18 protein-coding genes are annotated in these 25,465 nt (G+C 61.6%); 9 read left to right on the top strand and 9 right to left on the bottom strand.

The window, feature by feature from the left end; translation table 11 throughout:
• Positions 1-130: 130 nt before the first annotated feature.
• Positions 131-1,447, bottom strand: coding sequence for a xylose isomerase (gene xylA, locus MHH62_RS05625; protein ID WP_103452493.1), 1,317 nt, complete (start codon positions 1,445-1,447; stop codon positions 131-133).
• A gap of 139 nt (positions 1,448-1,586) precedes the next feature.
• Here xylA and MHH62_RS05620 point away from each other — a divergent pair, with 139 nt between their 5' ends.
• Positions 1,587-2,762, top strand: coding sequence for a XylR family transcriptional regulator (locus MHH62_RS05620; protein ID WP_014718061.1), 1,176 nt, complete (start codon positions 1,587-1,589; stop codon positions 2,760-2,762).
• On the opposite strand, the gene MHH62_RS05615 is transcribed toward MHH62_RS05620, so the two are convergent.
• From MHH62_RS05615 to MHH62_RS05600, 4 genes are all read right to left on the bottom strand, one after another.
• A complete protein-coding gene (locus tag MHH62_RS05615) occupies positions 2,759-4,021 on the bottom strand; it encodes a carbohydrate porin (RefSeq protein WP_019817283.1) in 1,263 nt (420 codons plus the stop codon). The genes MHH62_RS05620 and MHH62_RS05615 overlap by 4 nt on opposite strands.
• 57 nt (positions 4,022-4,078) lie before the next feature.
• Positions 4,079-6,487, bottom strand: a complete 2,409-nt coding sequence (locus MHH62_RS05610; protein WP_339232633.1) for a glucose/quinate/shikimate family membrane-bound PQQ-dependent dehydrogenase — start codon at positions 6,485-6,487, stop codon at positions 4,079-4,081.
• 195 nt (positions 6,488-6,682) lie between these two features.
• Positions 6,683-8,626, bottom strand: a complete 1,944-nt coding sequence (locus tag MHH62_RS05605; protein ID WP_014718064.1) for a methyl-accepting chemotaxis protein — start codon at positions 8,624-8,626, stop codon at positions 6,683-6,685.
• Positions 8,627-8,765: 139 nt separating this feature from the next.
• A complete protein-coding gene (locus MHH62_RS05600) occupies positions 8,766-9,656 on the bottom strand; it encodes a bestrophin family ion channel (RefSeq protein ID WP_003190542.1) in 891 nt (296 codons plus the stop codon).
• Between the two features lie 329 nt (positions 9,657-9,985).
• Here MHH62_RS05600 and MHH62_RS05595 point away from each other — a divergent pair, with 329 nt between their 5' ends.
• A complete protein-coding gene (locus MHH62_RS05595) occupies positions 9,986-10,837 on the top strand; it encodes a hypothetical protein (protein WP_172832686.1) in 852 nt (283 codons plus the stop codon).
• A gap of 2 nt (positions 10,838-10,839) precedes the next feature.
• Positions 10,840-11,868, top strand: a complete 1,029-nt coding sequence (locus tag MHH62_RS05590; protein ID WP_014718066.1) for a GGDEF domain-containing protein — start codon at positions 10,840-10,842, stop codon at positions 11,866-11,868.
• 10 nt (positions 11,869-11,878) lie between these two features.
• On the opposite strand, the gene MHH62_RS05585 is transcribed toward MHH62_RS05590, so the two are convergent.
• A complete protein-coding gene (locus tag MHH62_RS05585; protein ID WP_003190545.1) occupies positions 11,879-12,178 on the bottom strand; it encodes a helix-turn-helix domain-containing protein in 300 nt (99 codons plus the stop codon).
• A gap of 90 nt (positions 12,179-12,268) precedes the next feature.
• Between MHH62_RS05585 and MHH62_RS05580 the strand changes: the two genes are divergently transcribed.
• Together MHH62_RS05580 and MHH62_RS05575 are read left to right on the top strand one after the other, a co-directional pair.
• Entirely contained in the window at positions 12,269-13,360 is a 1,092-nt protein-coding gene (locus MHH62_RS05580; protein WP_014718067.1) for an NADH:flavin oxidoreductase/NADH oxidase, read from the top strand.
• 189 nt (positions 13,361-13,549) lie between these two features.
• Positions 13,550-15,679, top strand: coding sequence for a TonB-dependent siderophore receptor (locus MHH62_RS05575; RefSeq protein ID WP_289329236.1), 2,130 nt, complete (start codon positions 13,550-13,552; stop codon positions 15,677-15,679).
• Positions 15,680-16,316: 637 nt separating this feature from the next.
• Here MHH62_RS05575 and MHH62_RS05570 read toward each other — a convergent pair.
• The 3 genes from MHH62_RS05570 to MHH62_RS05560 all read right to left on the bottom strand — a co-directional run bounded on the left by MHH62_RS05570 (position 16,317) and on the right by MHH62_RS05560 (position 20,468).
• On the bottom strand, positions 16,317-17,618 hold the full coding sequence (locus MHH62_RS05570; protein WP_080643517.1) for an IS4 family transposase: 1,302 nt from the start codon (positions 17,616-17,618) through the stop codon (positions 16,317-16,319).
• 342 nt (positions 17,619-17,960) lie between these two features.
• Positions 17,961-18,683: a FadR/GntR family transcriptional regulator gene (locus MHH62_RS05565; protein WP_003190551.1), complete on the bottom strand. Its 723-nt coding sequence runs from the start codon at positions 18,681-18,683 to the stop codon at positions 17,961-17,963.
• A gap of 48 nt (positions 18,684-18,731) precedes the next feature.
• A complete protein-coding gene (locus MHH62_RS05560) occupies positions 18,732-20,468 on the bottom strand; it encodes an IlvD/Edd family dehydratase (RefSeq protein WP_019817288.1) in 1,737 nt (578 codons plus the stop codon).
• 191 nt (positions 20,469-20,659) lie between these two features.
• Here MHH62_RS05560 and MHH62_RS05555 point away from each other — a divergent pair, with 191 nt between their 5' ends.
• Genes MHH62_RS05555 through MHH62_RS05540 form a run of 4 tightly spaced genes read left to right on the top strand, consistent with a single transcriptional unit; the run spans position 20,660 to position 25,462 of the window.
• Positions 20,660-21,982, top strand: a complete 1,323-nt coding sequence (locus MHH62_RS05555) for an MFS transporter (protein ID WP_003190554.1) — start codon at positions 20,660-20,662, stop codon at positions 21,980-21,982.
• 16 nt (positions 21,983-21,998) lie between these two features.
• Complete coding sequence (gene araD1 / locus MHH62_RS05550) at positions 21,999-22,991, top strand: AraD1 family protein (RefSeq protein WP_103452472.1); 993 nt, start codon at positions 21,999-22,001, stop codon at positions 22,989-22,991.
• Positions 22,992-23,001: 10 nt separating this feature from the next.
• The gene (locus MHH62_RS05545; protein WP_288857410.1) at positions 23,002-24,582 is read left to right on the top strand and encodes an aldehyde dehydrogenase (NADP(+)); all 1,581 of its coding nucleotides are present in this window, start codon (positions 23,002-23,004) and stop codon (positions 24,580-24,582) included.
• Between the two features lie 16 nt (positions 24,583-24,598).
• On the top strand, positions 24,599-25,462 hold the full coding sequence (locus MHH62_RS05540) for an SMP-30/gluconolactonase/LRE family protein (RefSeq protein ID WP_130175718.1): 864 nt from the start codon (positions 24,599-24,601) through the stop codon (positions 25,460-25,462).
• The last annotated feature ends 3 nt before the right edge of the window (positions 25,463-25,465 follow it).

The following is a 25,465-nucleotide window of genomic DNA, read 5'->3' as shown; positions in this document are numbered from 1 at the left end:
TTATTGTTGTTGGAAAGACACTAGGTGAAGATCCTCTTTGTGGCGAGGGAGCTTGCTCCCGCTGGAGTGCGTAGCACTCCCATTTTTTGGGGCCGCTTCGCGCCCCAGCGGGAGCAATCTCTGGCCACAGTCAGGTGTAGATAAACCGATTCACAACGCCTTCAAGCATCTCCTGGCGCCCACTCACCGCCTGTGGGTCCAGCGCGTTGGCAAAGGCATGTTCAGCCAATGACTCCAGGCTGAACTCACCGGCCAACACCGCCTGGCCCAATGGTTGGCTCCAGCCGGCATAGCGCTGGTCCTTGAACTGCTGCAAGCGGTCGTCCTGCACCATCGCCGCCGCACGCTCCAACGCCAGGGCCAGCACATCCATGGCGGCGACATGCCCATGGAACAGGTCCACCTCGTCGAGGCTCTGGCGGCGCACCTTGGAATCGAAGTTATAGCCGCCGTTCTTGAACCCGCCCGCCTTGAGGATTTCATAGGTGGCCAGGGTCATCTCCTCGACGCTGTTGGGGAACTGGTCGGTGTCCCAACCGTTCTGCGGGTCGCCGCGGTTGGCGTCGATGCTGCCGAAGATCCCCAACGACACGGCGGTGGCGATCTCATGATGAAAACTGTGCCCGGCCAGCGTCGCGTGGTTGGCCTCGATGTTCACTTTGATTTCGTGTTCCAGGCCGTACTCATGCAGGAAGCCGAACACAGTGGCGCTGTCGTAATCGTATTGGTGCTTGGTCGGCTCCTGGGGCTTGGGCTCGATCAACAGGTCACCCGTAAAGCCGATCTTGTGCTTGTGCTCCACCACCATGCGCATAAAACGCCCGAGCTGTTCGCGCTCGCGCTTGAGGTCGGTGTTGAGCAAGGTTTCATAACCCTCACGACCACCCCACAACACATAGTTGGCGCCCTTGAGCCGCAGCGTGGCATTCATCGCGCTGAACACCTGGGCGGCGGCGAAGGCGAACACCTCTGGGTCTGGGTTGCTCGCCGCCCCGGCGGCAAAGCGCGGGTTGCTGAAGCAATTGGCAGTGCCCCACAACAGCTTGATGCCGGTCTGTTCCTGATGGCGCTCCAGGTGGTCGACCATCTGCGCGAAGTGGTTGCGGTACTCCTTGAGCGAGCTGCCTTCGGGCGCCACATCGGTGTCGTGAAAGCTGTAGTAGTCGATGCCCAGCTTGGAAAAAAACTCAAACGCCGCCTCGGCCTTGCCGATCGCCACCTCCATCGGATCGCCACTGCGCTGCCACGGGCGTTTGAACGTCCCCATCCCAAACATATCCGCCCCCGGCCACACGAAGGTATGCCAGTAACAAGCCGCCATGCGCAGGTGCTCCCGCATGGGCTTGCCGAGGATCAGCTTGTTGGCGTCGTAGTGACGAAACGCGAGGGCAGAGGTGCTGGCAGGGCCTTCGAAGCGCACCTTCTCGACACCGGGGAAGTACGGCATGGGGTTTTCCTTATTGTTCTGGGCGGTGTCTGGATACTAGCAACGGCACCTGGGCGGCTGATTATGAAAATCACCAAGGTGTAGTGCGATTTTGAGTGGTGAGGGTTAGTCTGTCCCTACCGGCCTAAGGACAAAAACAATGAAAACCCTACCGCCCGTTCACCGTATCGCCTTGCTCTTCAACGGCAGCAAAATCTACGACCGCGGCATCATCGCCGGTATCGGCAACTACCTGAGCAGCACCCGCGCATCCTGGGACCTGTTCCTGGAAGAGGACTTCCTCTGTCGCCTGCGCGGTATCGAGCGTTGGCAGGGGGATGGGATCATTGCTGACTTCGATGACCCGCTGATTGGCGAGGCGCTGGCCGGCAGTCGGCTTCCAGTGGTGGCGGTGGGTGGCTCTTATGAGGATGTCAGCAAGTACCCCAAGGGCATTCCTTATGTGGCCACCGATAACCATGCCCTGATGAAGCTGGCCTACGAGCATCTGGTGGAGGCGGGGTTGACGCGGTTTGCCTGTTTCAGCCTGCCCGAAGCCCAGGCCAATCGGTGGGCCCAGGAGCGTGAGAAAGCTTTTCGCCGCTTGATGCAGCGCGATGGCTTGCAGGTAGAGGTGTATCGCGGCCTGGGCACCAGTGCGCCGTTGTGGGACAGCGCGGTGGAGCAGCAGATTGCCTGGCTGCACAGCTTGCCCAAGCCTATCGGCATCATCGCGGTGACCGATGCCCGCGCTCGGCAATTGCTGCAAGCCTGCCTGACGGCGGGTATTGCGGTGCCGGAGGAGGTGGCGTTGATCGGCATCGATAACGACCCGCTGACCCGTACCCTCACGCGGGTGCCGCTCAGTTCGGTGATCCAGGGCACCGAGACCATGGGCCGCACCGCTGCGGCGCTGTTGCATCAGATGCTGCACGGCAAACCCTGCACGGGCACGCAGGTGCTGGTGCCGCCGGACGCCATCAACGTGCAGGCCTCCAGCCTGCATCAGCCCCTGGGCAACCCTTACGTGATGCAGGCCTTGTTGTTTATCCGCCAGTACGCCTGCCAGGGCATCAAGACCGATCAGGTCGCGGCTTATGTCGGTGTTTCCCGCTCGTCCCTGGAAGCGCATTTTCGCAAGGCCCGCGGCTGCAGCGTGCATGATGAGATTCTGCGCTTCAAACTTACCGCTGCCGCCAAAGGCCTGGAAAACCACAGCCTTGCGATTGCCGACATTGCTGCACGCTGTGGCTTCACCTCTGCGCAGTACCTGCATACGGTGTTTCGCCGCGAATTTGGCTGTACGCCGCGTCAGTATCAGCAGGGCACGAACTAGAACACCGCTTTGACCTGCAAGCCCAGCACCAGCGCATTGTCGATGCTCTCCCCGGAAAAAGCTCCCGGCTCGATGATGTATTGCACATCCGGGCGCAAGGTCAGCCAAGGCGTGGCCTGGTAGCCATAACTGAGCTCGATCAGCTGTTCGGCCGTGTCCAGGTCGGGATAGGCCGTCCCGGCGTTGAACGCAGTCAACTCTTGCACATCACGGCTGCGCGGGTTCGGCACCGCACGGCCGTAGCCCAGGGCGACGGTATCGCGCGGGCGACCTTCGAACGGTTTGTACAGCACCACGCCTGCGCCATACCACTTGGTGAACGGCGAGGCCGCTTGGCTGGCGGCAGAGTACTGGCCGAAGGCGTGCAGGCTACGGCCTTGGGATGATTGTGAGGCCCACACAGCCTGGTCGATCAAGAGGTAGTGACCGCCACGTCCGCTGACGTCCTTGTTGCTGCCAATGCGTTTTACATCGGAACTGTCGTAGTAATACCCGAGCTTGTATTCCCCGGGCAGTGCGCCCGCATGCTTGTAGATAAGCTCGATGGGCACCACGGTGCCGGTGGTGTGCTTGGGCCCCAGGTGCCAGGCACGGCTGGAGTTGCCGTTGCTGGACGGGTCGACATTGAACGCCGCCACGCGCAGCTGCCAGTTGGGCGAAAAGTCGTACTTCAACCGGGCACCGAGGTGCGCATTCGGGTAGTTGGCCCAGCCACTGCCGCCGGACATGTTCAGCGGATGCCCGCAGAAGCCGGCGTTCATGAAGTTGCACAGGATGCCGCTGTCCAGACCGCCGAGGTCATTGCCCATGGCCATATAGCCCAGCTTGAGGTTCAGCGCCGGGGTGAACAGCGTGCGCTCGTAGCTCAGTTCGGTGAGGCGCGTGTAGAGGCCACCGTAGTTTTCCTGGATCGGCAGGCGGTTGCCCACCAGGTCCTCGGAGGCGCTGTTGCCGCGTCGGTCGTTGATGGTCAGCTGGATGCGGTCGCCGTTGGTAAAACCGTAGAGCTTGCCCAGGTCGAACTGCACGCCGAGCTTGACGTTTTGCGAGTAGCGCGCCGAACGATGCTGGCCGCCGTGGGCGTTGTAGGCGGTCTCGCCGCTGTAGTCACCGGTAAAGCGCACACCTTGCGCGTCGAGTTCGCGGCGCAGGCCGCCCCAGTCGCCGGTCAGGGTGGTGTCGTCGGCTTGAACGGGCAGGGCGGCCGCAAAGGCCAGGCCCAGCGCCAGGCGCCAGGCGGTATGAGGAGTAGGGGTCATGAGGGATCTTTCCAAACACAAAGCGCGGTGCCGGAGCACCGCGCGAACAGAGGGCAGTTACGGCAGGGCGTAGGCGATCACGTAGTCGCCACGGTCGGTGGACTGGCGTGCGCCGCCGGCGGTGACGACGATGTATTGCTTGCCGGTTTTCGGCGACACGTAGGTCATCGGCCCGCCCTGGCTGCCGACGGGCAGGCGGGCTTTCCAGATTTCATCGCCATTACTGCTGTTGAAGGCGCGCAGGTAGAAGTCCTGGGTGCCGGCAATAAAGATCAGGCCGCCTTGGGTGGACAGCGTACCGCCCAGGGTCGGCAGGCCTACCTTGATCGGCAGGTGCATGCGGATACCCAGGGGGCCGGTGTCTTCAACGGTGCCCACCGGTACTTGCCAGGCGACCTTTTGCGTCTTCATGTCGATGGCGGTCAAGGTGCCGAACGGCGGCGCCTGGCACGGAATGCCGGCCACCGACAGGAAGCGGTTTTTGTTCACCGCATACGGCGTGCCCTTGAGCGGCACGGCGCCCATGCCGGTGTTCAGCGCTTCACCACCGGAAGAGGCCTGGGCCTTGTTCTGCGACGGTATCATCTGGATCCACAGGCCCAGGCGCATGTCGTTGACGAAGATAAAACCGTGCACCGGGTCGGTGGAGATGCTGCCCCAGTTCATGCCGCCCAGGGAACCGGGGAAGCTCAGGGATTTATCGGTGCCCGGCGCGGTGTACAGGCCGTCGTAGCGCATGCCCTTGAAGTCGATGCGGCACAACAACTGGTCATACGGCGTCGCGCCCCACATGTCCGATTCGGTCAGGGTTTGCGCGCCGATCTGCGGCATGCCCACGGATTTCGGCTGGGTCAGGGAATACGGCTCGTTGGGAATGTTCGCGGCTTTGACCGGCACTTCCTGCACGTCTGTCAGCGGCTTGCCGGTGGCGCGGTCGAGCACGTAAATCTGCCCGGCCTTGGTGCCGATGACCACGGCCGGTACAGCCTTGTCGCTGCCGGGCGGGGTGAAGTCGATCAGGCTGGGCTGCATTGGCAGGTCGAAGTCCCAGAGGTCGTTGTGGACTGTCTGGTAGACCCACTTCTCGGCGCCGGTGGAGGCGTCGAGTGCCAGCACCGAAGCGCCGTATTTGTGGTTGAGCTGGGTGCGCTCCACGCCGTAGATATCGGTGGAGGAGCTGCCCATAGGCAGGAAGACCGTGTTCATCAGTGGGTCGTAAGACATCGGCGCCCAGCTGTTCGGGGTGCTGCGCACGTAGGTGGCGTCGCCCGTCGGGGCCTGCTTGTCTTCAGGGTTGCCTGGGTCGAACGCCCAGCGCATCTGGCCAGTGATCACGTCAAAGCCACGGATCACGCCACCGGGCATATCGGTCTGCACGTTGTCTGCCACGCGCCCGCCGACCACCACGGTGGTACCGGCCATCAGCGGCGCCGAGGACAGTTGGTAGTAGCTGTCCGGCACATTGCCCAAGCCGGTCTTGAGGTCCACCTGACCGTGGGTGCCGAAGTCTTCGCAGAACTTGCCGGTGTCGGCGTCTACGGCGATCAGGCGTGCATCAATGGTGTTGGTCAGCAGGCGACGCTGGCACTGCGCACCGGCGGGCACGCTGGCGGCCAGGACCGGCGAGCTGTCGGGCTGGGTCGGCTGGGCAATCGGCGCGCTGGCGTCGAAATACGCCATGCCCCGGCAACGCTGCCACACTGCCGATTTGGCGTTGACTTCGTTCTTCCACAGTTCTTTGCCGGTGTCGGCATCCAACGCGATCAGGTTGTTGTGCGGGGTGCAGATAAACACTTTGTTGCCGACCTGCAGGGGCGTCAGCTGGTCTTCGGCACCGTTGCCGTCGCTGATGGCCACGTCGCCGGTGTGGTAGGTCCAGGCGACTTTGAGCTTGTCGATGTTGTCGCGGTTGATCTGGTCCAGCGCGGCGAAACGGCTGCCACCTTCGGTATTACCGTAGTGGGCCCAATCTTTCTGCGCATCGGCCGCCGCCACCGGGGTCATGCCCGGGCCTGCACCGGTGGGCGCAACGCTTGGGTGCGCGACAAACATATTGCCCGCCGCCACCGCCACGCCCAGCGCCAACACGGCGGCGACGCCATAGGCACCCCGCGCCGGTTTGCCGGCCAGCAATGGATACACCAGCGCCACAACCACGCCAATCACCGCAAACATGAACAGTCGCGAGAACAGCGGCCAGTATTCCAGGCCCACGTCGGCCACTGCCCACACGGCAGTAGCCACTAGAAACGCGGCGAACAACCAGGCGCCGGCAGGCTTGCAGCGGGCAATCAACAGCCCGGAAATGGCCATGGCCACGCCGCCGAGCAGGAAGTACCAGGAGCCTCCCAGGCTGACCAGTTTGGCGCCGCCGACGGCCAGCGCAAGGCCGAGCAGGGCGATGACGACGCCCAGGCCCAGGAGTAAGAATCTAGAGACGCCAGCGGCGCGCGATGCTCGTTTCATGTCGAATGGACTCGAGTGAGAGAGGGCAAAGACGCGATTTTAGCAAGATAAGTAACCAGTTAGTACATTTGAGTCCTGCAATAGACTGTTGCAGGTACTGCGATGATGGCGCGGCCCTCTTCTGAAGGGGTCAGTAGGTGGCCCAGACAATCGACAAACCTCTGTGGCGAGGGAGCAAGCTCCCTCGCCACGGCATCAGAACTTGAAGCGCCCCACCAGCCCATTGAGCTGGCCGGAAATATCCGTCAGCCGCCCTGAACCGGTCTGCGCCGAATGCGCAAAGCCTTCCACCAACTGCGCGTCAGCGTGGATCTGCGCGATATGCCGGTTGATCTCTTCGGCCACCTGGTGCTGCTCTTCGGCGGCGGTGGCGATCTGAGTGTTCTGGTCGCGAATCGAATCCACCGAGCCGCGGATCTTGTCAAAGCTGTCACGGGCCTGCTGGATGCGCTCCACGCTGGTGTTGGACACCAGCAAGCTGCCTTGCATCTGCTGGGTGACTTCCTGGGTGCGGCGGGCGAGGTTGCCCAGCAGGCTGTCGATTTCGCCGGTGGAGTCGGCGGTGCGACGCGCCAGTGCACGCACTTCATCGGCGACCACCGCAAAGCCGCGGCCCTGGTCGCCAGCGCGGGCAGCTTCGATCGCGGCGTTGAGCGCCAGCAGGTTGGTCTGTTCGGCAATCGAACGAATGGTGTCGAGGATGGTGTTGATGTTCTGGCTGTCTTGCTCGAGCAACTGCATGGTCTGTGTGGATTTTTGCAGGTCTTCGCTGAGCTTGAGCACGCTGCCGGTGGCTTCGCCGATGTGCTGCTGGCCGGTGTGCACGTCGCGATAGCCCTCATCGGCACTCGTGGCGGCGGCGCTGCATGAGCGCGCGACTTCGTTGGCGGTGGCGACCATCTCGTTGAACGCAGTGCTCACCAGTTCCACGGCTTCGCGCTGGCGGCCGGCGGCCTGGTTCATATTGTTGGCCACGGCGCTGGTGTCGGCGGCGGCGGTTTGCAGGTCTGAGGAGGCGTTGCCGATGCGCTGCACCAATTGCGCGATCATGCTCAGGAACTGGTTGAACCAGCCGGCCAGGCTGGCGGTTTCGTCCTTGCCTTGCACTTTGAGCTGGCGCGTGAGGTCGCCTTCACCTTCGGCGATTTCCTGCAGGCCGTCGGCCACGCCGCGAATGGGTCGCACGATCACGCGGGCGAAACTGGCGCCGACGATGGCGAACACCACGGCCAATACGGCGGCAATCGCCGCGATCAACCACGTCAGGCGGGTGGCGCCGGCCATCACTTCGTCGCGCTTGATCAGGCCGATAAAGCGCCAGCCCAGGTCTTTGGAACTGACCACGTTAGCCATGTAGGCCACGCCGTCGATGCTCACCTCGGTCACGCCATCGCCGTGCTTGGCCAGTTCGGCGTAGTTCGCGCCCAGGCCCGCCAGGGGCTTGAAATTGTGCGTGGCATCGCTGGGGTCCACCAGCACGTTGCCGTCGGCTTCCACCAGCATCAGGTAGCCGCTGTCGCCCAGCTTGATGGTGCGCACCAGCTCGGTGAGTTGCTTGAGCGACACGTCCAGGCCAACCACCCCAAGGACGTTACCCGTGGCATCCGCGACGGTGCGCACGGTGCCGATCAGCACCACATCGTCCGGGGCCCAGTAGTAGGCGCCTGTGCGCACGGTCTTGCCTGGCGCTGCGATGGCGGCCTGGTACCAGGGGCGGGTGCGCGGGTCGTATTGCGTCAGTTTGGCGTCGTCTGGCCAACTGGCGTAGCCGCCATCGCTCAGGCCCAGGGACAGGTAGGCGGTGCTGGGGTGGCTTTTGGCGAACTGATCGAAAATCGCCAGCAGCTCTGTGTTGGTCGGCGTCAGCGGGATTTGCGCGGCATCGGCGCCGGCATAGCTTTTGAGGTTCTTGGCCGCGATCACGCGCGGGTCCTTGGCGACGAAGTCGACATTCTGGCTGATGCCGTCGAAAAACTGCTGCATGCCATTGTCGATCTGGCGGATCTCGCGGCCGCTGCTGTCGAGGAAGTTGGCCAGCGCACCCTCGCGCAGATTCAGCACCACGATAATGGCGACCAGGATGACCGGCACGCACGCGATGGCCGCAAACGCCCATGTCAGCTTCTGCTTGATATTCATGACTTCACCCGCGGGTATTTATAGTTTTGGCAAGGGGAGAAAAATTAGTGCTGCGTGTCGCAGGCGTTTTTGTGAGAGGCGAGGCCATGCGTACCCTCGGTATATCGGCCGAGGGAGTTGGCACTTGAGCAGGGGGGAATCAGGCGATCGGGTCACCGACCAGGGCATCGCGGCGCATCGACTGCAGGTTCTTCTCGATGGTTTCGCAGATGCTTTCCATCTGGATCTGGTGTTCGCTGGAATTGAACGGGCTTTGCAGGTCGGTGCCGATGCGTTCGATGGCCAGCAGCATGAAGCCCACGACTGTGGAAGCCAGCGGCGTGAACCAACCGAGGGATTCCACCAGGCCCACCGGTACGATCAGGCAGAACAGCGAAATGAATAGCCGCGGGAAGTACACGTAAGGGTAGGGCAGTGGCGTGTTGGCAATCCGCTCCATGCCGCCCTGGGCGTTGGAGAGGTCCACCAGGGTCGACTCCAACCGCGCCAGGCGGATGCTGTCCAGGCGCCCGGCCTGGTATTCGCGCGCCAGCAACGAGGCTGAGCCGGTGAGGATGTCATTGGCGAAGTTATTGGTGGCGCCGTTGCGGGCAAATTCTTCGGCGGGGATAAAGGCTCGCACTTCCTCCGGGCACGGCTGGCCCTTGAGGTGCGCAGCCAGGCAGTTGACGTAAGCCACGTGACGGCGCAACAGCGTCGACTTCACCGGGTTCACCTCACCGGGGGCGTCATCGAGCAGGGTCAGTACTTGCCGGGCAAAACTGCGCGAGTTGTTGACCATCGCACCCCACAGCGTGCGTGCTTCCCACCAGCGGTTATAGGCGCTGCTGTTGCGAAAACTGATCAGCACCACCAGTGCCGAGCCGAGCAAGGTCAGGGGCATCAGCGGCAAATTGATCTTGGCGGTGAGAAACAGCATGAAATCCACCGTCACCGCCACATCCCACAACAACAGCCAGAACAACGCCCAGCCCACATAGCCCATGGTCTTGATGATCAGGCGGTATTTCTTCAGAAGGGCAGCTTTCAAACGAGAACCTCGCGTCGGGCGGTTGGCAACAATCCCCTGTTACGACGCCGTCGAGGAAGGAAGGTTCGCAGTGTGCTGAATCGATTAGTCCTCTAACCGCCAGGCGGAGAGAATGTAACCAAAGGTTGCGCGTAAGTGTGTGCTACGGGGCATTTGACGGTGGAACAACTTTGGTACTGATGACGTCTTGTCCGGCAATCGCTGTACATTGCGTTCGAGGCAAAAAGCCATTAATGGCAGGAATTTTGAAGTGATTTGTTTTGGGGCCGGGCTGCAGGGATTTCGTAGCTGAGATCAGTGGCATCAAGTTGGATGATCAGGGCTCTTTCATGCGTGTCAGTTCGTTGAAGTTGGCTATGTGTAATACCGCGCAAGCGCTCGAACGTCATAAGGATTTTGAATCGTGCATGAGAGCGCATTACCACGTGCTGCTCGTGCCCTATTCAAAACGACCGTTTTTCTACAAGAGTGCCCTTAAATACAGCCGCTTGATGGTGTCGTTTGCATTATTGAGCCAATACTTTTCCACACCGCTGCCGTTGTTGGCAGAAGTTAAAGCCTTGTGCGTAACGCGCAAATATTGTTCGAAAAACAGCCTGGAATCGATTTTTTTGCTATTCCGGGCTCTGGGTTTCATGGAGGTTGCGCCGCACCCCGAAGACAGTCGCTTCAGGGTGTATGCACCCTCGGATGAAGCCTGCCGCGAAGCGCGGTTGATGCTCACCGCCCTCACGGAGTCGTTGGCGTTGCTCTACCCCGAACGGGAAGTGTTCCGGCAGATGCGCGACTTGGATGACCGTGAGTTCCTGGCGCTCTATTTCAAAGGTTTTGCCATGATTCTCGCGGCCGAGTTGACGGTGGATGTCTTGCTGCCCGAATGTTATTGGCTGGTGAAACGCGATGCCGGCCATCTGTTGATGCTGGCGATCTACAACGATGCCTTTGCCCCTGAGAACGACCGCGCCACCTTCCGGTCGTCTTCCTACCTGGCCTTGGCCAAGCAACTTTCCGTGTCCAAGACCCACATTATCCGTATGGTGCAGGAGGGGGTCGAAAAGGGTTATTTCAAAGCCCACTCCAAAACCCGGCTGGAAGTTCTGCCACCCTTTGCCAGCCTGGTAAAGCGGTTCATGGCCTTTTCATTTGCGATGGGCCTGCATGCTATTGAGATGGGAGCGTAAGGATGCCTGCTAACTTGAAGTTGCGGCCCAGAATGCGCAGTTTGTTGTCACCTGCGGTGACCCAAGCCGAATGGGTCGGGATTATTGCCTGGGTCGGCATGCTCCTGATTCCTGCGGCCCTGAAGTTGGATTTTTATATGTTGGCCGTCACGGTGGGCCTGCTGATTGTTTGCCGGGTACATGCCACCACCACGAACTTTCTGCTCTGGCGAGTACTGGGAGTCACCTATATGGTGTTGTTGTCCGTCGGCTTCGCTTATCTGATTCATATGCACGCAGAGTTGCGTATCTATGGCTTGCCGTTGGCGGTGACCCTGGTGGTGGGCAGTGCAATCTTGTTTATCAGTGTCCAGGATTATCTGGCCGATGCGCTATTGATCTGGCTGATCCTGTGGCCGCCCATGCAGGCGGATATATACGCCGGCACCGAGGTGTATTTGCTGCTGTTCTGCGCGGCGTCGGTGTCCATCGGGTTTATCTTGAGTTATTCCTACTTGAAGAACCTGCGTTCGGTATTGCTGGTGGAAAGCGAGTTTCGCGCCTTGGCCGAGACCGACTACCTGACGTCCATCCTCAACCGGCGCGCCTTTATGCAGAGCTTCGAGAAGTTGCTCGGTGGGGAGCGGGGCGGCTACTTCATCATGTTGGATATCGACAGTTTCAAGGAAAAAAACGACCTGTATGGCCACGACGTGGGGGACAAGATTCTGCGCGCCATGGCCCTGTGCCTGAAAAACGCCAAGGGCAGCCACAGCTTTGGACGGATCGGCGGGGAAGAGTTCGGCGTGTTATTGCAGGGCGACGATGTGGAGGTGGCCTGTGATTATGCCCTGGACTTGTTGCAGGCGATCCGCAGCAGCGTGCCTGCGCCCCACCATTACACCTGCAGTGCGGGGATGGCGCGTTTTTCGCCAGGCGACGAGTTGTCGGCCGTACTCAAGATGGCGGACAAGAACCTGTACGGCGCCAAGCGCAATGGCAAGGACTGTGTGCACCTGGACGGCGCATTGCTACAGGCGGTCTTGTCCTGACGCGTGCCGTCTAGTGCTGTGACAGAACGCTCGCCAGCAACCCAGGGAAGCGGCTTTCCAGCTCGTCACGGCGCAACGAGTTCATATGGGTGGTGCCCACATTGCGCGTGTGCACCAGGCCGGCATCGCGCAATACCCGGAAGTGATGGGACATGCTGGATTTGGGCCGCCCCCCGTCGAGTTCGCCACAGGTGGCCTCTGGCACGTTGGCCAGGTAGCGCACGATGTCCAGGCGCACGGGGTCGCTCAAGGCGTACAGCACACGCTCAAGCGTCAATTCTTGGGGGGTAGGGTGTTTGAAGGCTCGCATGGGGCGGATCATAACAGGGGGGTAGCGTTCAATACCATAGTTCGATTACCATCGAACTATCGAATCACCCACCCCTTCCTGGAGTTCTCAATGTCGGCTTTGTTCGAACCGTTCAAACTCAAAGATGTGACCTTGCGCAATCGCATTGCTATCCCCCCGATGTGCCAATACATGGCCGAAGACGGCATGGTCAACGACTGGCACCACGTCCACCTGGCCGGCATGGCCCGTGGCGGTGCCGGCCTGCTGGTGGTCGAGGCCACCGCGGTCGCCCCTGAAGGACGCATCACCCCAGGCTGCGCTGGGATCTGGAGCGACGCCCACGCCCAGGCATTCGTGCCCATGGTCAAAGCCATCAAGGCCGCAGGTTCGGTGCCGGGCATCCAGATCGCCCACGCCGGTCGCAAAGCCAGTGCCAATCGCCCCTGGGAAGGTGATGACCACATCCCGGCCTCTGATGCCCGTAGCTGGGAAACCATCGCTCCCTCTGCCATCGCGTTCGGTGCCAACCTGCCCAACGTACCGCGTGCCATGACCCTGGAAGACATCGCCCGCGTGCAGCAGGACTTCGTCGACGCGGCCCGTCGCGCCCGCGATGCCGGTTTTGAATGGATCGAGCTGCACTTCGCCCACGGTTACCTGGGCCAGAGCTTTTTCTCCGAGCATTCCAACCAGCGTACCGATGCCTACGGTGGCAGCTTCGACAACCGCAGCCGCTTCCTCCTCGAAACCCTGGCTGCGGTGCGTGAAGTCTGGCCGGAAAACCTGCCGCTCACCGCCCGGTTCGGCGTGATCGAATACGACGGTCGTGATGAGCAGACCCTCACCGAGTCCATTGAACTGGCGCGCCGTTTCAAGGACGGGGGCCTGGACCTGTTGAGCGTCAGCGTCGGCTTTACCATTCCTGACACCAACATCCCATGGGGCCCGGCCTTCATGGGCCCGATTGCCGAGCGTGTACGCCGTGAAGCCGGTATTCCGGTGACCTCGGCCTGGGGCTTCGGCACGCCGCAACTGGCCCAAGGCGCTTTGCAGGCCGGGCACCTGGACCTGGTTTCGGTAGGGCGTGCGCATCTGGCCGACCCGCATTGGGCCTACTTTGCTGCCAAGGAGCTGGGCGTGGACAAGTCCTCCTGGACCTTGCCGGCGCCTTACGCGCATTGGCTGGAACGCTATCGCTGAGGTACGCCTGCGCGTTGCATGAGCCACTCGATTGAGTGGCTTTTTTTCGCCTGTCGCTTTTGGCGACCTACGCGGTGAAAAATAACAAATGAGAATCGATGTCAAACGAGAATCCGCTGATATAGGATGCGCCGCGAATTCTTGGCAGGTTTGCCGTCCCATCTGGCTCATTCACTAGGTTCTACACCCATGCGTCGTACCCTGATTTCCATCTGTGTGCTCCAGGCGTTTTCCCCCTTCGCGTGGGCAGAGCAGGCACCTGCCGAGAACGCCAGTATCGAGCTGCAAGCGACCAATGTCACCGCCACCGCGGACCTTGAGTCGGCCCAAGGCCCCGTGCAGGGCTACCACGCCACACGTTCAGCCAGTGCGACGCGCACCGACACCGCCATTCATGAAACTCCACAGTCCATCAGCGTAGTGTCCAAGGACGTGGTCGAAGACCTCGGTGCAACGCGCCTGCAGGATGCCCTCGATTACGCGGGCGGCGTGGGCCGCGCCAACAATTTCGGCGGCCAGGGCCTGACCACCTTTACCGTGCGCGGCTTCACCACCGGTGAGTTCTACCGCAACGGTTTCCCGATCAACCGCGGTTACCCGAACATGCCGGACGCCAACACCATCGAGCGTCTTGAAGTGCTGCGCGGCCCTGCGACCATGCTCTACGGCCGTGGCGACCCAGGCGGTACCTTCAACGTGGTGTCCAAGCAGCCGCTGGCTGAACGCACCGTCACCCTGGGCAGCCAGCTCAATGACCAGGGCATGAAGCGCGGCACCCTGGATGCCTCCGGCCCGCTGGACGAGGAAGGCCGCCTGGCCTATCGCCTGAACGTGGTGGGCGAGGGCGGCGACACCTTCCGAGATCACGTCGAGACGGAACGCTACGGCGTGACGCCGGTGATCACCTGGCAGGCCACCGATGACACCAAGGTGACCTTCGAAGGCGATTTCATGCGCAACAACCACCCGCTGGACCGCGGCCTGACGCGTTTCCCCAACCAGCGTGGCACCCCCTCGCGCGATACGTTCTGGGGCGACAAGGATGCCGGCAAGCTGCACAACGACAACAACATGGCGCAGTTGCGTTTCGAGCACGTGCTTAACGACAACTGGACCCTGGGCGGCGGTTTTCAATGGTTGGACGGCAGCCTGAAGGGCAACGCCATTGAGGCCAATGGGCCGGGTAGCCTGGGCGCCGATGGCCGGACCCTGCAACGCAACTTCAACTACCGCAAGCTGGAATGGACCGACAAGGACTATCAGCTCAACCTGACCGGGCACTTCTCCACCGGCGGGTTCGATCACACCTTGCTTACCGGTATCGAGTACGAGGATTACGACTATAAGTCGATCATTCAACGTTCAAGCGACGAGGTGGGCACTTACCCGGTCGACATCTTCAACCCTGTGTACGGCCAAACGCGTCCGGCGCTGACCCGAACGCCGACCCACGATAAGGAAAACCTCAAGACCTACGCCGCCTTCGTACAGGACCAGGTCGCCCTCACTGAACGGCTGAAAGTACTGGCCGGTGCCCGCTTCGAGCGTTTCGAGCATGACTACCAGAACTATGTAGGTAAAAGCTGGCAGGCCGCCGATAACGCCGTCACCCCGCGCGTGGGTGTGATCTACGACCTCACCGACACCGTCGCGGTCTATGCTGACGCCGCACGTTCGTTCAAACCCAACGCCAGCGCCAGCCGCGAAGGCGGTGGTTTTGCGCCGGAGAAGGGCAAGTCCTACGAGATGGGCCTCAAGTGGGAGGCGCTGGACCGGCAGTTGAGCGTGGATGCGGCGATCTATCAGATCGAGAAGAAAAACGTGCTGACCCCCGATCCGGTGGACAGTGCCTTTAATGTCGCGGCCGGCCAAGTGCGCAGTCGTGGATTTGACCTGAACGTTGCAGGCAACCTCACGCCCGAATGGCGCGTGATCGGCGGTTACGCCTATGTAGATGCCGAAGTCACCCGTGATAACACTCTGCGCTCCGGCACTCGCTTGATGAACATCCCGCGCAACAGCTTCAGCCTGCTCAACGTCTACGAGTTCCAGGACGGCGCGCTCAAAGGCCTGGGCCTGGGCGCCGGCGGCAAGTACGTCGACCAGCGCGCCGGCCAGACCGCCAATACGGCATTCTCCATGGACGCCTATACCGTGGTCGACCTGCTCGGTTACTACAAGGTCAATGAGCGTGTGCGCTTGAACCTGGATGTGAAGAACCTGTTCAACCGTGAATATGAAGAGGGCGCGTTCGGCAATATCTACGCTTACCCTGGTGCACCGCGAACTGTGCAGGTGGGCATCGCCTACACCCTGTGATGAACAGCTGCGGTACCACGCAGGGCCTGTGGCGAGGGAGCTTGCTCCCGCCACGGCGCCTATCTACCTGACGCCCCGCGTTCCAACTGTGGGAGCTGGCTTGCCTGCGAAGACGGCCTGCCAGCCGACACATTTCTACCTGACACGCCGCGTTCCAACTGTGGGAGCTGGCTTGCCTGCGAAGACGGCCTGCCAGCCGACACATTTCTACCTGACACGTCGCGTTCCAACTGTGGGAGCTGGCTTGCCTGCGAAGACGGCCTGCCAGCCGACACATTTCTACCTGACACGCCGCGTTCCAACTGTGGGAGCTGGCTTGCCTGCGAAGACGGCCTGCCAGCCGACACATTTCTACCTGACACGTCGCGTTCCAACTGTGGGAGCTGGCTTGCCTGCGAAGACGGCCTGCCAGCCGACACATTTCTACCTGACACGCCGCGTTCCAACTGTGGGAGCTGGCTTGCCTGCGAAGACGGCCTGCCAGCCGACACATTTCTACCTGACGCCCCGCGTTCCAACTGTGGGAGCTGGCTTGCCTGCGATGGCGGCCTGACAGCCGACACAGGGTGTCAGACCGAGTACATATCCATTCCTGCGGTAACGGCTGCTCAGGGTTCCGCTTTTACAGCCAGCCCTTTCAAGGTCTTTTCGTCTTGGCAGCCTTGATTATCCGGTCCGTTGAAACATGCGCATTCACCGCGGTGCCTTTAACCCATGTTTTGGGCTTGGGTACCTTGGGGCCACGGGGGCTTTTCGCAACTTGTTTAGGTTGGATATTTCTGGCAAGCGCCAATAAGTGCTGAGCCAGTTTTTCCAACGGAATGACAGGAAAATGTTCCGAGGGCAGCGCAATCTGCATTCCCTCATATCCACTCCTGACCTGAACCGCTAAATGGTAAATCGAGGCTTCCCATCCTTCAGGCTGGGTATCCCGATGAGCTTGTTCAACACTGCGTTTGAGAACAGCCAGGACGTTGTAAGCCAATACCGCCGTTGCAAACCCCAGTAAGGCAGCCTTTGGGCTGCCAAGGGTTTCGATCTCACTTTCCAGGATCGCTTCCAGTCGCTGGAACATACCTTCAATGCTCCAGCGGCGGCGATACAGTTCGGCGATCTGTTGCGCACTGACGCTCTCAGGCAGGTTGCTCCAGAACATCAAGCTGCTGTCGCCGGAGTCCGTTGGCGAATGAAGCGTCAGTTCGACACGCCGACATTGGTAACCGCCTTTGACCTGGATGATCTGCTCACGCACAGTGCCAGTTTCCACAGGTACTGGCTCTTGCCACTCACCCTCTTGAATCAAGCGTGGATGCTTGGCTTGCTGACGAATGACAAAGCAAGTTTGGACTTGCTCACAAGCCTCCATAACCGGGAGCGTGCAATAAAGCCGGTCAGCCAGCCACACTTGGCCTGGCTCGGCATTGGCCAATAAAGGCAGCACACAAACGCGCTCGCTTGCGTAGGCATCCTCACACGCCTGAAGGTCGACGACCTGATCCAGATCGGGATCGTATGCAACAACCGAAAAACCGGGACGAGCGGCGCCGCGCTCGTTGCGTAAAGCTCCCAGACGTTTTTCAGTGGATGCCAGGTGATTACCGTCCACTACCCGAACCTGCCAACCCGGCAGCATCGCCGTGCAGCCCAGCTCCCGGATGGTTGGAGCCAGGCGCTGTGCACAGCCCGTAATCAGGGCGCGCAACAGAGCAGGCTCGGTACGACTGATCTTGTCGTAGAGAGCCGCCAGGCTGACCGGAAGGTCCTCCAGTTGTCGCGCGGCGGCGTGCAGAGATGGCCTCAAGCCCAATGAAACAAGGGACATTAGCTTGATGATGGTCGAGAACAATAGCTCACGAGAATACTGCCGTTGCCGGTGTTCTTCGAAAACCTGATCAATCCACTCGGGGGCAATAGCCTGCTGCAGCGCCAGTTTGGCCATGACACTGGCAGGTGCTTTTTTTTCGAAACGCGCTAGAACTTCCGCCCACATCGTTTAGGTACCCCCTGAATGAATTTCAGGGGATTTTACAGAAGACCTTGAAAGGGCTGGCTTTTACAGCGGGTCACTTTTGGAAAAGAGCCCGGAATGCCGGCCCAGCCAAAAGTAACCAAAAGGGCTCTTGCCCCACCACTCGGCACCTCGCCTAGGCTCGGTGTGCCCGTAATCGGCCAGTGATTTGGGGGGGCGCCTAAGATCAAGATCAAAAGCAGAGCAAGAGCACGAGCGGCTCGCTTCGCATCGTGAGCTGGGCGAAAGTTAACAGTCAGGAATGACGCGGGGTTACAACGGCGTCAACACATTCATCACCGTGTCCAGCGCGACCCGCGTGTCATCCAGTTGCACCAGCGACGCATGCCGCGCACCCAGGGCATCGCGGTTCTGGATCGCCGTGAGGATCGCTTTGTGCCGAGGCAGACTCAGGCCCTGGATATCCGGACGGCGGTTGGTGATGTTGATCGACTCGCGCAACGGCAGCGAGAGCATGTTGCACATATAGGCGAGCAGGTCGTTGCGGGTGGCGTCGGCAATCGCACGGTGGAAGTCCAGGTCGGCCTGCAACAGCTCCTCGTGGGTCTTGGCGGTTTCCATGCCTTGGTAGGCGTGTTCGATAGTGGCGATGTCTTCATCGGTGGCGGTGGTCGCGGCCATCGCGGCGATTTCCGGTTCGAGGATGCGGCGCACCCCGGCCAGGGTGTTGAAGAACTCGCTGTGGGGCGTGGACTGCATCAACCAGGACAGCACGTCCGGGTCGAGCAGGTGCCATTTCAAGCGTGGCCGCACCACCGCGCCCACCCGTGGCTTGGAATACACCAGGCCCTTGGCGCTGAGCACCCGCGTGGCTTCGCGCAATACCGAGCGGCTGACCTGGTATTCCTCGCACAGCGTAGCTTCCATGGGCAAGCGTTCTTCAGGCTTGAAACGACCGGAAACGATGTGCATGCCCAGGTCCTGAACGATCTGGGCATGCTGGCTCTTGCGCGGCTTGGGCGGCTGGTGATCCATAACGACGGGGAGGCTCTGGCTTAGATTCGCCGCATCATAGCATCCCAATTAGTGGGAATGCCGTGGGACTTCTGCCCCGCGACAGCCCACCAGGAAGTCAAAGTCGCAGCCTTGGTCGGCCTGCAGCACATGGTCGATGTACAGCTGGCGATAGCCGCCGACGATGAGGTTTTGCGCTGGGGGCAGGTCGGCCATGCGCGCTGCCAGCTCGGCGTCTGGAATGTCCAGGTGCAGGCGGCCATTGGCGCAATCGAGTTCGATCCAGTCACCTTCCTTCACTGTCGCCAATGGCCCGCCGGCAGCGGCTTCCGGGGCCACGTGCAACACCACGGTGCCGTAGGCGGTGCCGCTCATGCGCGCATCGGAAATGCGCACCATGTCCGTCACACCCTGGGCCAGCAGCTTGGCCGGCAAGCCCATGTTGCCGACTTCGGCCATGCCGGGGTAACCCTTGGGGCCGCAGTTTTTCATGACCAGGATCGAGTTGGCATCCACGTCCAGCTCCGGGTCGTTGATGCGTGCCTTGTACATGTCGAAGTTCTCGAACACCACGGCGCGGCCACGGTGCTGCATCAGTTCGGGGCTCGCTGCCGAAGGCTTGAGCACCGCACCCAGGGGCGCGAGGTTGCCACGCAGCACGCAGATGCCGCCGTCGGCGCGGATCGGGTTGTCCAGGGTGCGGATCACTTCGTCCTGGCCGTAGATCGGCGAATCCTGGGTGTTCTCGCCCAGGGACTTGCCATTGACCGTCAAAGCGTTCGGGTGGGGGATCAGGTTGGCCTCACCCAGGCGACGCAGCACCGCGGGCAGGCCGCCGGCGTAGTAGAACTCTTCCATCAAGAAGCGCCCCGAGGGTTGCAGGTCGACGATGGTCGGCATACCGCGGCCGATGCGGGTCCAGTCATCCAGGTCCAACTCCACGCCGATGCGCCCGGCGATGGCTTTCAGGTGGATCACCGCGTTGGTCGAACCGCCGATGGCTGCGTTTACGCGAATCGCGTTTTCAAACGCTTCTTTGGTGAGGATCTTCGACAGCTTCAAGTCTTCGCGCACCATCTCGACCGCACGCATACCGGACATATGCGCCAGCACATATCGCCGTGCATCCACCGCCGGGATCGCCGCGTTGTGGGGCAGGGACGTGCCCAGCGCCTCGGCCATGCAGGCCATGGTCGAGGCCGTGCCCATGGTGTTGCAGGTGCCCGCCGAACGCGACATGCCGCCCTCGGCCGCGAGGAAATCATCCAGGGTGATGGTGCCGGCCTTGACCTGTTCGCTGAGCTGCCACACCACCGTCCCCGAGCCGATGTCCTGGCCCTTGTGCTTGCCGTTGAGCATCGGCCCGCCAGTGACCACGATGGCCGGCACATCACAACTGGCGGCGCCCATCAGCAGCGCTGGGGTGGTCTTGTCGCAGCCGGTGAGCAGTACCACGCCATCAATCGGATTACCGCGAATCGCTTCTTCCACATCCATGCTCGCCAGGTTGCGGGTGAGCATGGCGGTAGGGCGCAGGTTGGATTCGCCATTGGAAAACACCGGGAACTCCACCGGGAAGCCTCCGGCCTCGATCACGCCACGCTTGACGTGTTCGGCTATCTGACGGAAGTGCGCGTTGCACGGGGTCAGCTCCGACCAGGTGTTACAGATGCCGATGATCGGCTTGCCATGGAACTGATGGTCGGCAATGCCTTGGTTCTTCATCCAGCTGCGGTACATGAAGCCGTTCTTGTCGGCAGTACCGAACCACTGGGCAGAGCGTAGGCCGGGCTTTTTGTCAGGCATGATCGATTCTCTTATTGTATGACTATATGTTCTATGCGTGCTTAAACATAAGCGCAAAATCGCCGCTTTGGAAGTGTTGTTTTGCAAATAGTCATACTATATAGTCGGTCTTAACTGAGGTATGGCCCTGGCGGATTTCGTCAGAGGCGTCCCCCGAGCTTCTATAAAAACAACAATCGGAGATCGACCCCATGAGCCAGGAACTGCGGCTTATTCGGCGCATCACGCTGAAACTGATTCCCTTCCTGATCCTGCTGTACCTGATCGCCTACGTGGACCGTTCCGCCGTAGGGTTCGCCAAGCTGCACATGGGCGCTGACGTGGGCATCGGCGACGCCGCCTATGGCCTCGGTGCCGGGTTGTTCTTCATTGGCTATTTCCTGTTCGAGATTCCCAGCAACCTGATGCTCGACCGCTTCGGCGCGCGGCGCTGGTTTGCGCGCATCATGATCACCTGGGGCGCCATCACCATCGGCATGGCGTTCGTGCAAGGGCCGCACAGCTTCTATGTGATGCGTTTTCTGCTGGGCGCGGCGGAGGCGGGGTTCTTCCCCGGCGTGCTGTACTACATCACCCAATGGTTCCCGGTGCGCCATCGCGGCAAGATCCTCGGGCTGTTCATCCTCTCCCAACCGATTGCAATGATGATCACAGGTCCAGTGTCCGGCGGTCTGCTCGGCATGGACGGCATTCTCGGCCTGCATGGCTGGCAGTGGCTGTTTATCGTGATCGGTACCCCGGCGATCCTGCTGACCTGGCCGGTGCTGCGTTACCTGCCGGACGGCCCCCAGAAGGTCAACTGGATGAGCGAGGAAGAAAAAGCCTGGCTCACCGGCGAGCTGCACAAAGACTTGCAAGCCTACGGCCAGACACGCCATGGCAACCCCTTGCATGCGCTCAAGGACAAGCGCGTGTTGTTGCTGGCGCTGTTCTACCTGCCGGTGACCCTGAGCATCTACGGCCTCGGCCTGTGGCTGCCGACCCTGATCAAGCAGTTTGGCGGCAGCGACCTTACCACCGGCTTCATCTCCGCCGTGCCCTATATCTTCGGCATCATCGGCCTGTTGATCATCCCGCGCAGTTCCGACCGTTTGAACGACCGTTACGGCCATCTCGCCGTGCTCTATGTGCTGGGCGCCATCGGCCTGTTCTGCAGCGCCTGGCTCACGGTGCCAGTGCTGCAAATGGCCGCGCTGTGCCTGGCGGCGTTTGCAATGTTTTCCTGCACCGCCGTGTTCTGGACCCTGCCGGGGCGCTTCTTTGCCGGCGCCAGTGCGGCGGCCGGTATTGCCTTGATCAACTCGGTGGGCAACCTCGGCGGCTATATCGGCCCGTTCGTGATCGGTGCGCTCAAGGAGTACACCGGCAACCTGGCCTCAGGCTTGTATTTCTTATCCGGTGTGATGGTGTTCGGGTTGCTGCTGACCCTCGTGGTCTACCGCTTGTTGGAACGCAAGCACGTGCTGCCCGTCGACCAATTCGCCGCCAGCGCCCGTGGCGCCACACGCACTTAAATCCAGGAGAACCTGCATGCGTTTAGTTCAGTTCGAGTTGAGCAACGGTGAGCGCCGCGTCGGCGTGGTAGAAGGCAACCAGGTACGCGAAGTGCGCGGCGCCCACAGCGTGCGTGAACTGGCGCTGGCCGCCATCGAAGCCGGCGGCAAGTTGCATCAACAGGTAGAAGCCCTCGGCCTGGGCGCCAGCCATGACTACACCGCCTTGTTGGCGGACCACAAAATCCTGCCCCCGCTGGACCACCCGGACCCGGCCCACATGCTGATCAGCGGCACCGGCCTCACCCACCTGGGCAGTGCTTCGGCCCGCGACAAGATGCACCAGCAGGCCGGTGACGACAGCGCGATGACCGACACCATGCGCATCTTCAAATGGGGCGTGGAGGGCGGCAAACCAGGCGCCGGCCAGGCCGGTGTGCAACCGGAGTGGTTCTACAAAGGCGATGGCAGCATCGTCGTGCGCCCGGGCCAGGCCTTCCCGGTGCCGCCGTTTGCCGAAGATGCCGGCGAAGAACCGGAAATCGGTGGCCTCTATGTGATCGGGCATGACCGTAAGCCCTATCGCCTGGGTTTTGCGGTGGGCAACGAGTTCTCCGACCATGTGATGGAGCGCAAGAATTACCTGTACCTGGCCCATTCCAAGCTGCGCAGTTGCAGTTACGGCCCGGAGCTGCGCGTGGGCGAACTGCCCGAGCATCTGGCGGGCACCAGCCGCATCCTGCGCAACGGCGAGGTCATCTGGCAGAACGAATTCCTCAGTGGCGAGGCCAATATGTGCCACAGCCTGGAAAACCTCGAATACCACCACTTCAAATACAGCCAGTTCCTCAAGCCGGGTGATGTGCACATTCACTTCTTCGGCACCGCCACCTTGTCATTCGCCGACGGTATACGTACCCAGCCGGGCGATGTGTTCGAGATCAGCCAGGCTGAATTCGGCGCGCCGTTGATCAACGGTATCGGCAGCAGCGATGCGGCATTTGAACCCGGCCAAGTCACCCCCCTTTAAGGAGATCAACATGACCCCGTTCCTCGGCCACAACTACATCGGCGGCCAGCGCAGCGCCAACGGTAGCACTAAGCTGCAAAGCATCGACGCCACCACCGGCGAAGCCTTGCCCCAGGATTTCTACCAGGCCACCGCCCAGGAAGTGGACGCCGCCGCCCAGGCCGCGGCCCAGGCGTACCCGGCCTATCGCGCCTTGAGCGCCGCACGACGTGCGCAGTTTCTGGATGCGGTGGCCGATGAGCTGGACGCCTTGGGCGATGACTTCGTCGAACTGGTCTGCCGCGAAACCGCATTGCCGGCCGCACGCATCAAAGGCGAACGCGGGCGCACCAGCGGCCAGATGCGTTTGTTCGCCACGGTGCTGCGCCGCGGTGACTTCTACGGCGCGCGTATCGACAAGGCCCTGCCAGAGCGCCAGCCGTTGCCGCGCCCAGACCTGCGCCAATACCGCATCGGCCTCGGTCCGGTGGCGGTCTTTGGTGCCAGTAACTTCCCCCTGGCATTCTCCACCGCCGGCGGTGACACGGCGGCTGCATTGGCCGCCGGTTGCCCGGTGGTGTTCAAGGCCCACAGCGGCCACATGGCGACCGCCGAGCGCGTGGCCGATGCGATCATTCGTGCCGCCGAGGCCACCGAGATGCCGGCCGGCGTGTTCAACATGATTTTTGGCGGCGGCGTCGGTGAGGCGCTGGTCAAGCACCCGGCGATCCAGGCGGTGGGCTTTACCGGCTCACTCAAAGGCGGCCGCGCCCTGTGCGACATGGCCGCGGCGCGCCCGCAACCGATCCCGGTGTTTGCCGAAATGTCGAGCATCAACCCGGTGATCGTGCTGCCCCAGGCGCTGCACGCCCGCGCCGAGAGCATCGCCCGCGACCTGACCGCCTCGGTGGTGCAAGGCTGCGGCCAGTTCTGCACCAACCCAGGTCTGGTGATCGGTATCGCTTCGCCTGCGTTCACCGCGTTCACTCAGCAGGTCGCGCAATTGATTGGCGAGCAACCGGCGCAGACCATGCTGAATGCCGGCACCCTGGGCAGCTACGGCAAGGGCCTGGAAAAACTCCGCTCTCACCCGGGCATCCAGCATCTGGCGGGCAGCGCGCAATCGGGCAACCAGGCGCAACCGCAGCTGTTCAAGGCGGATGTACGTCTGTTGATTGACGGCGACGAAGTGCTGCAAGAGGAAGTGTTCGGCCCCACCACGGTGTTCGTCGAAGTGGCCGACCAGGCCCAACTCAGCGCCGCCCTGCAGGGGCTGCACGGGCAGTTGACCGCCACGCTCATCGGCGAACCGGCCGACCTGCAACAGTTCGCCGAACTCACGCCGCTGCTGGAACAGAAAGTCGGGCGCATCCTGCTCAACGGTTACCCCACTGGCGTGGAGGTGTGCGATTCCATGGTTCACGGCGGGCCGTACCCGGCGACTTCCGACGCCCGTGGCACCTCGGTCGGCACGCTGGCCATCGACCGTTTCCTGCGCCCGGTGTGCTTCCAGAACTACCCTGATAGCCTGCTGCCCGACGCGTTGAAAAACGCCAACCCCTTGCGTATTCAGCGCCTGGTAAATGGCACGCCATCGCGCGAATCGCTGTAACTGATCAGGAGGCTTCATGTCGTTGAGCGCAGTCACCCCGCACCGTGCCCGGTTGGGCGAAGGGCCGTTCTGGGATGTACCGACCCAGGCCCTGTATTGGGTGGATATCGCCGCCCGCCAGGCGCTGCGTCTGATGGGTGGGCAGTTGCAGGTGTGGCAATTGCCTGAGCACGTCTCGGCGTTCATCCCCTGTCAACGCGGTGATGCGTTGGTGACCTTGAGCAGCGGCGTATATCGCCTGGACCTGGCCACCGAAGCCTTGACCCTGCTGTGCGTAGCCGACCCGCAAACGGGCAACCGCGGCAATGAAGCACGCTGCGATGCCCAGGGCCGGCTGTGGTTGGGCACCATGCAGAACAACATCGGCGAGCAGGGCGAAGACCTGCCGATTACCCGGCGCTCCGGTGGCCTGTTTCGCATCGATGCCGATGCGCGGGTCACGCCGTTGCTGACTGGGCTGGGCATTCCCAACACCCTGCTCTGGAACGAGGAGGGCAGCCAGGTGCATTTCGGCGACAGCATGGACGGCACGCTCTATCAGCATTCGATCCAGGCTGACGGTCAACTCGGTGCCGCCCAGGCCTGGTTCGGGCCGCACACACGCGGCGGGCCGGATGGCTCGGCCATGGACGCTGACGGCTACATCTGGAATGCGCGCTGGGACGGCAGTTGCCTGCTGCGTCTGACGCCTTCAGGTGAGGTGGATCGCATAATCGAACTGCCGGTCAGCCGTCCCACCAGTTGCGTGTTCGGTGGGCCCGAGCTCACCACGCTGTACATCACCAGCGCGGCGAGTCCCTTGGATCACCCCCTTGATGGTGCGGTATTGGCCATTGAAGTCGATGTTCCTGGCAAGCCTTGCCATCGTTTCGCCGGTTAAACC

Source organism: Pseudomonas sp. FSL L8-0168, assembly GCF_037976155.1.
Classification (GTDB): domain Bacteria; phylum Pseudomonadota; class Gammaproteobacteria; order Pseudomonadales; family Pseudomonadaceae; genus Aquipseudomonas; species Aquipseudomonas paracarnis.
Note: the sequence above shows the minus strand (reverse complement) of the source record. Positions and strands in the feature narration are given on the sequence as shown.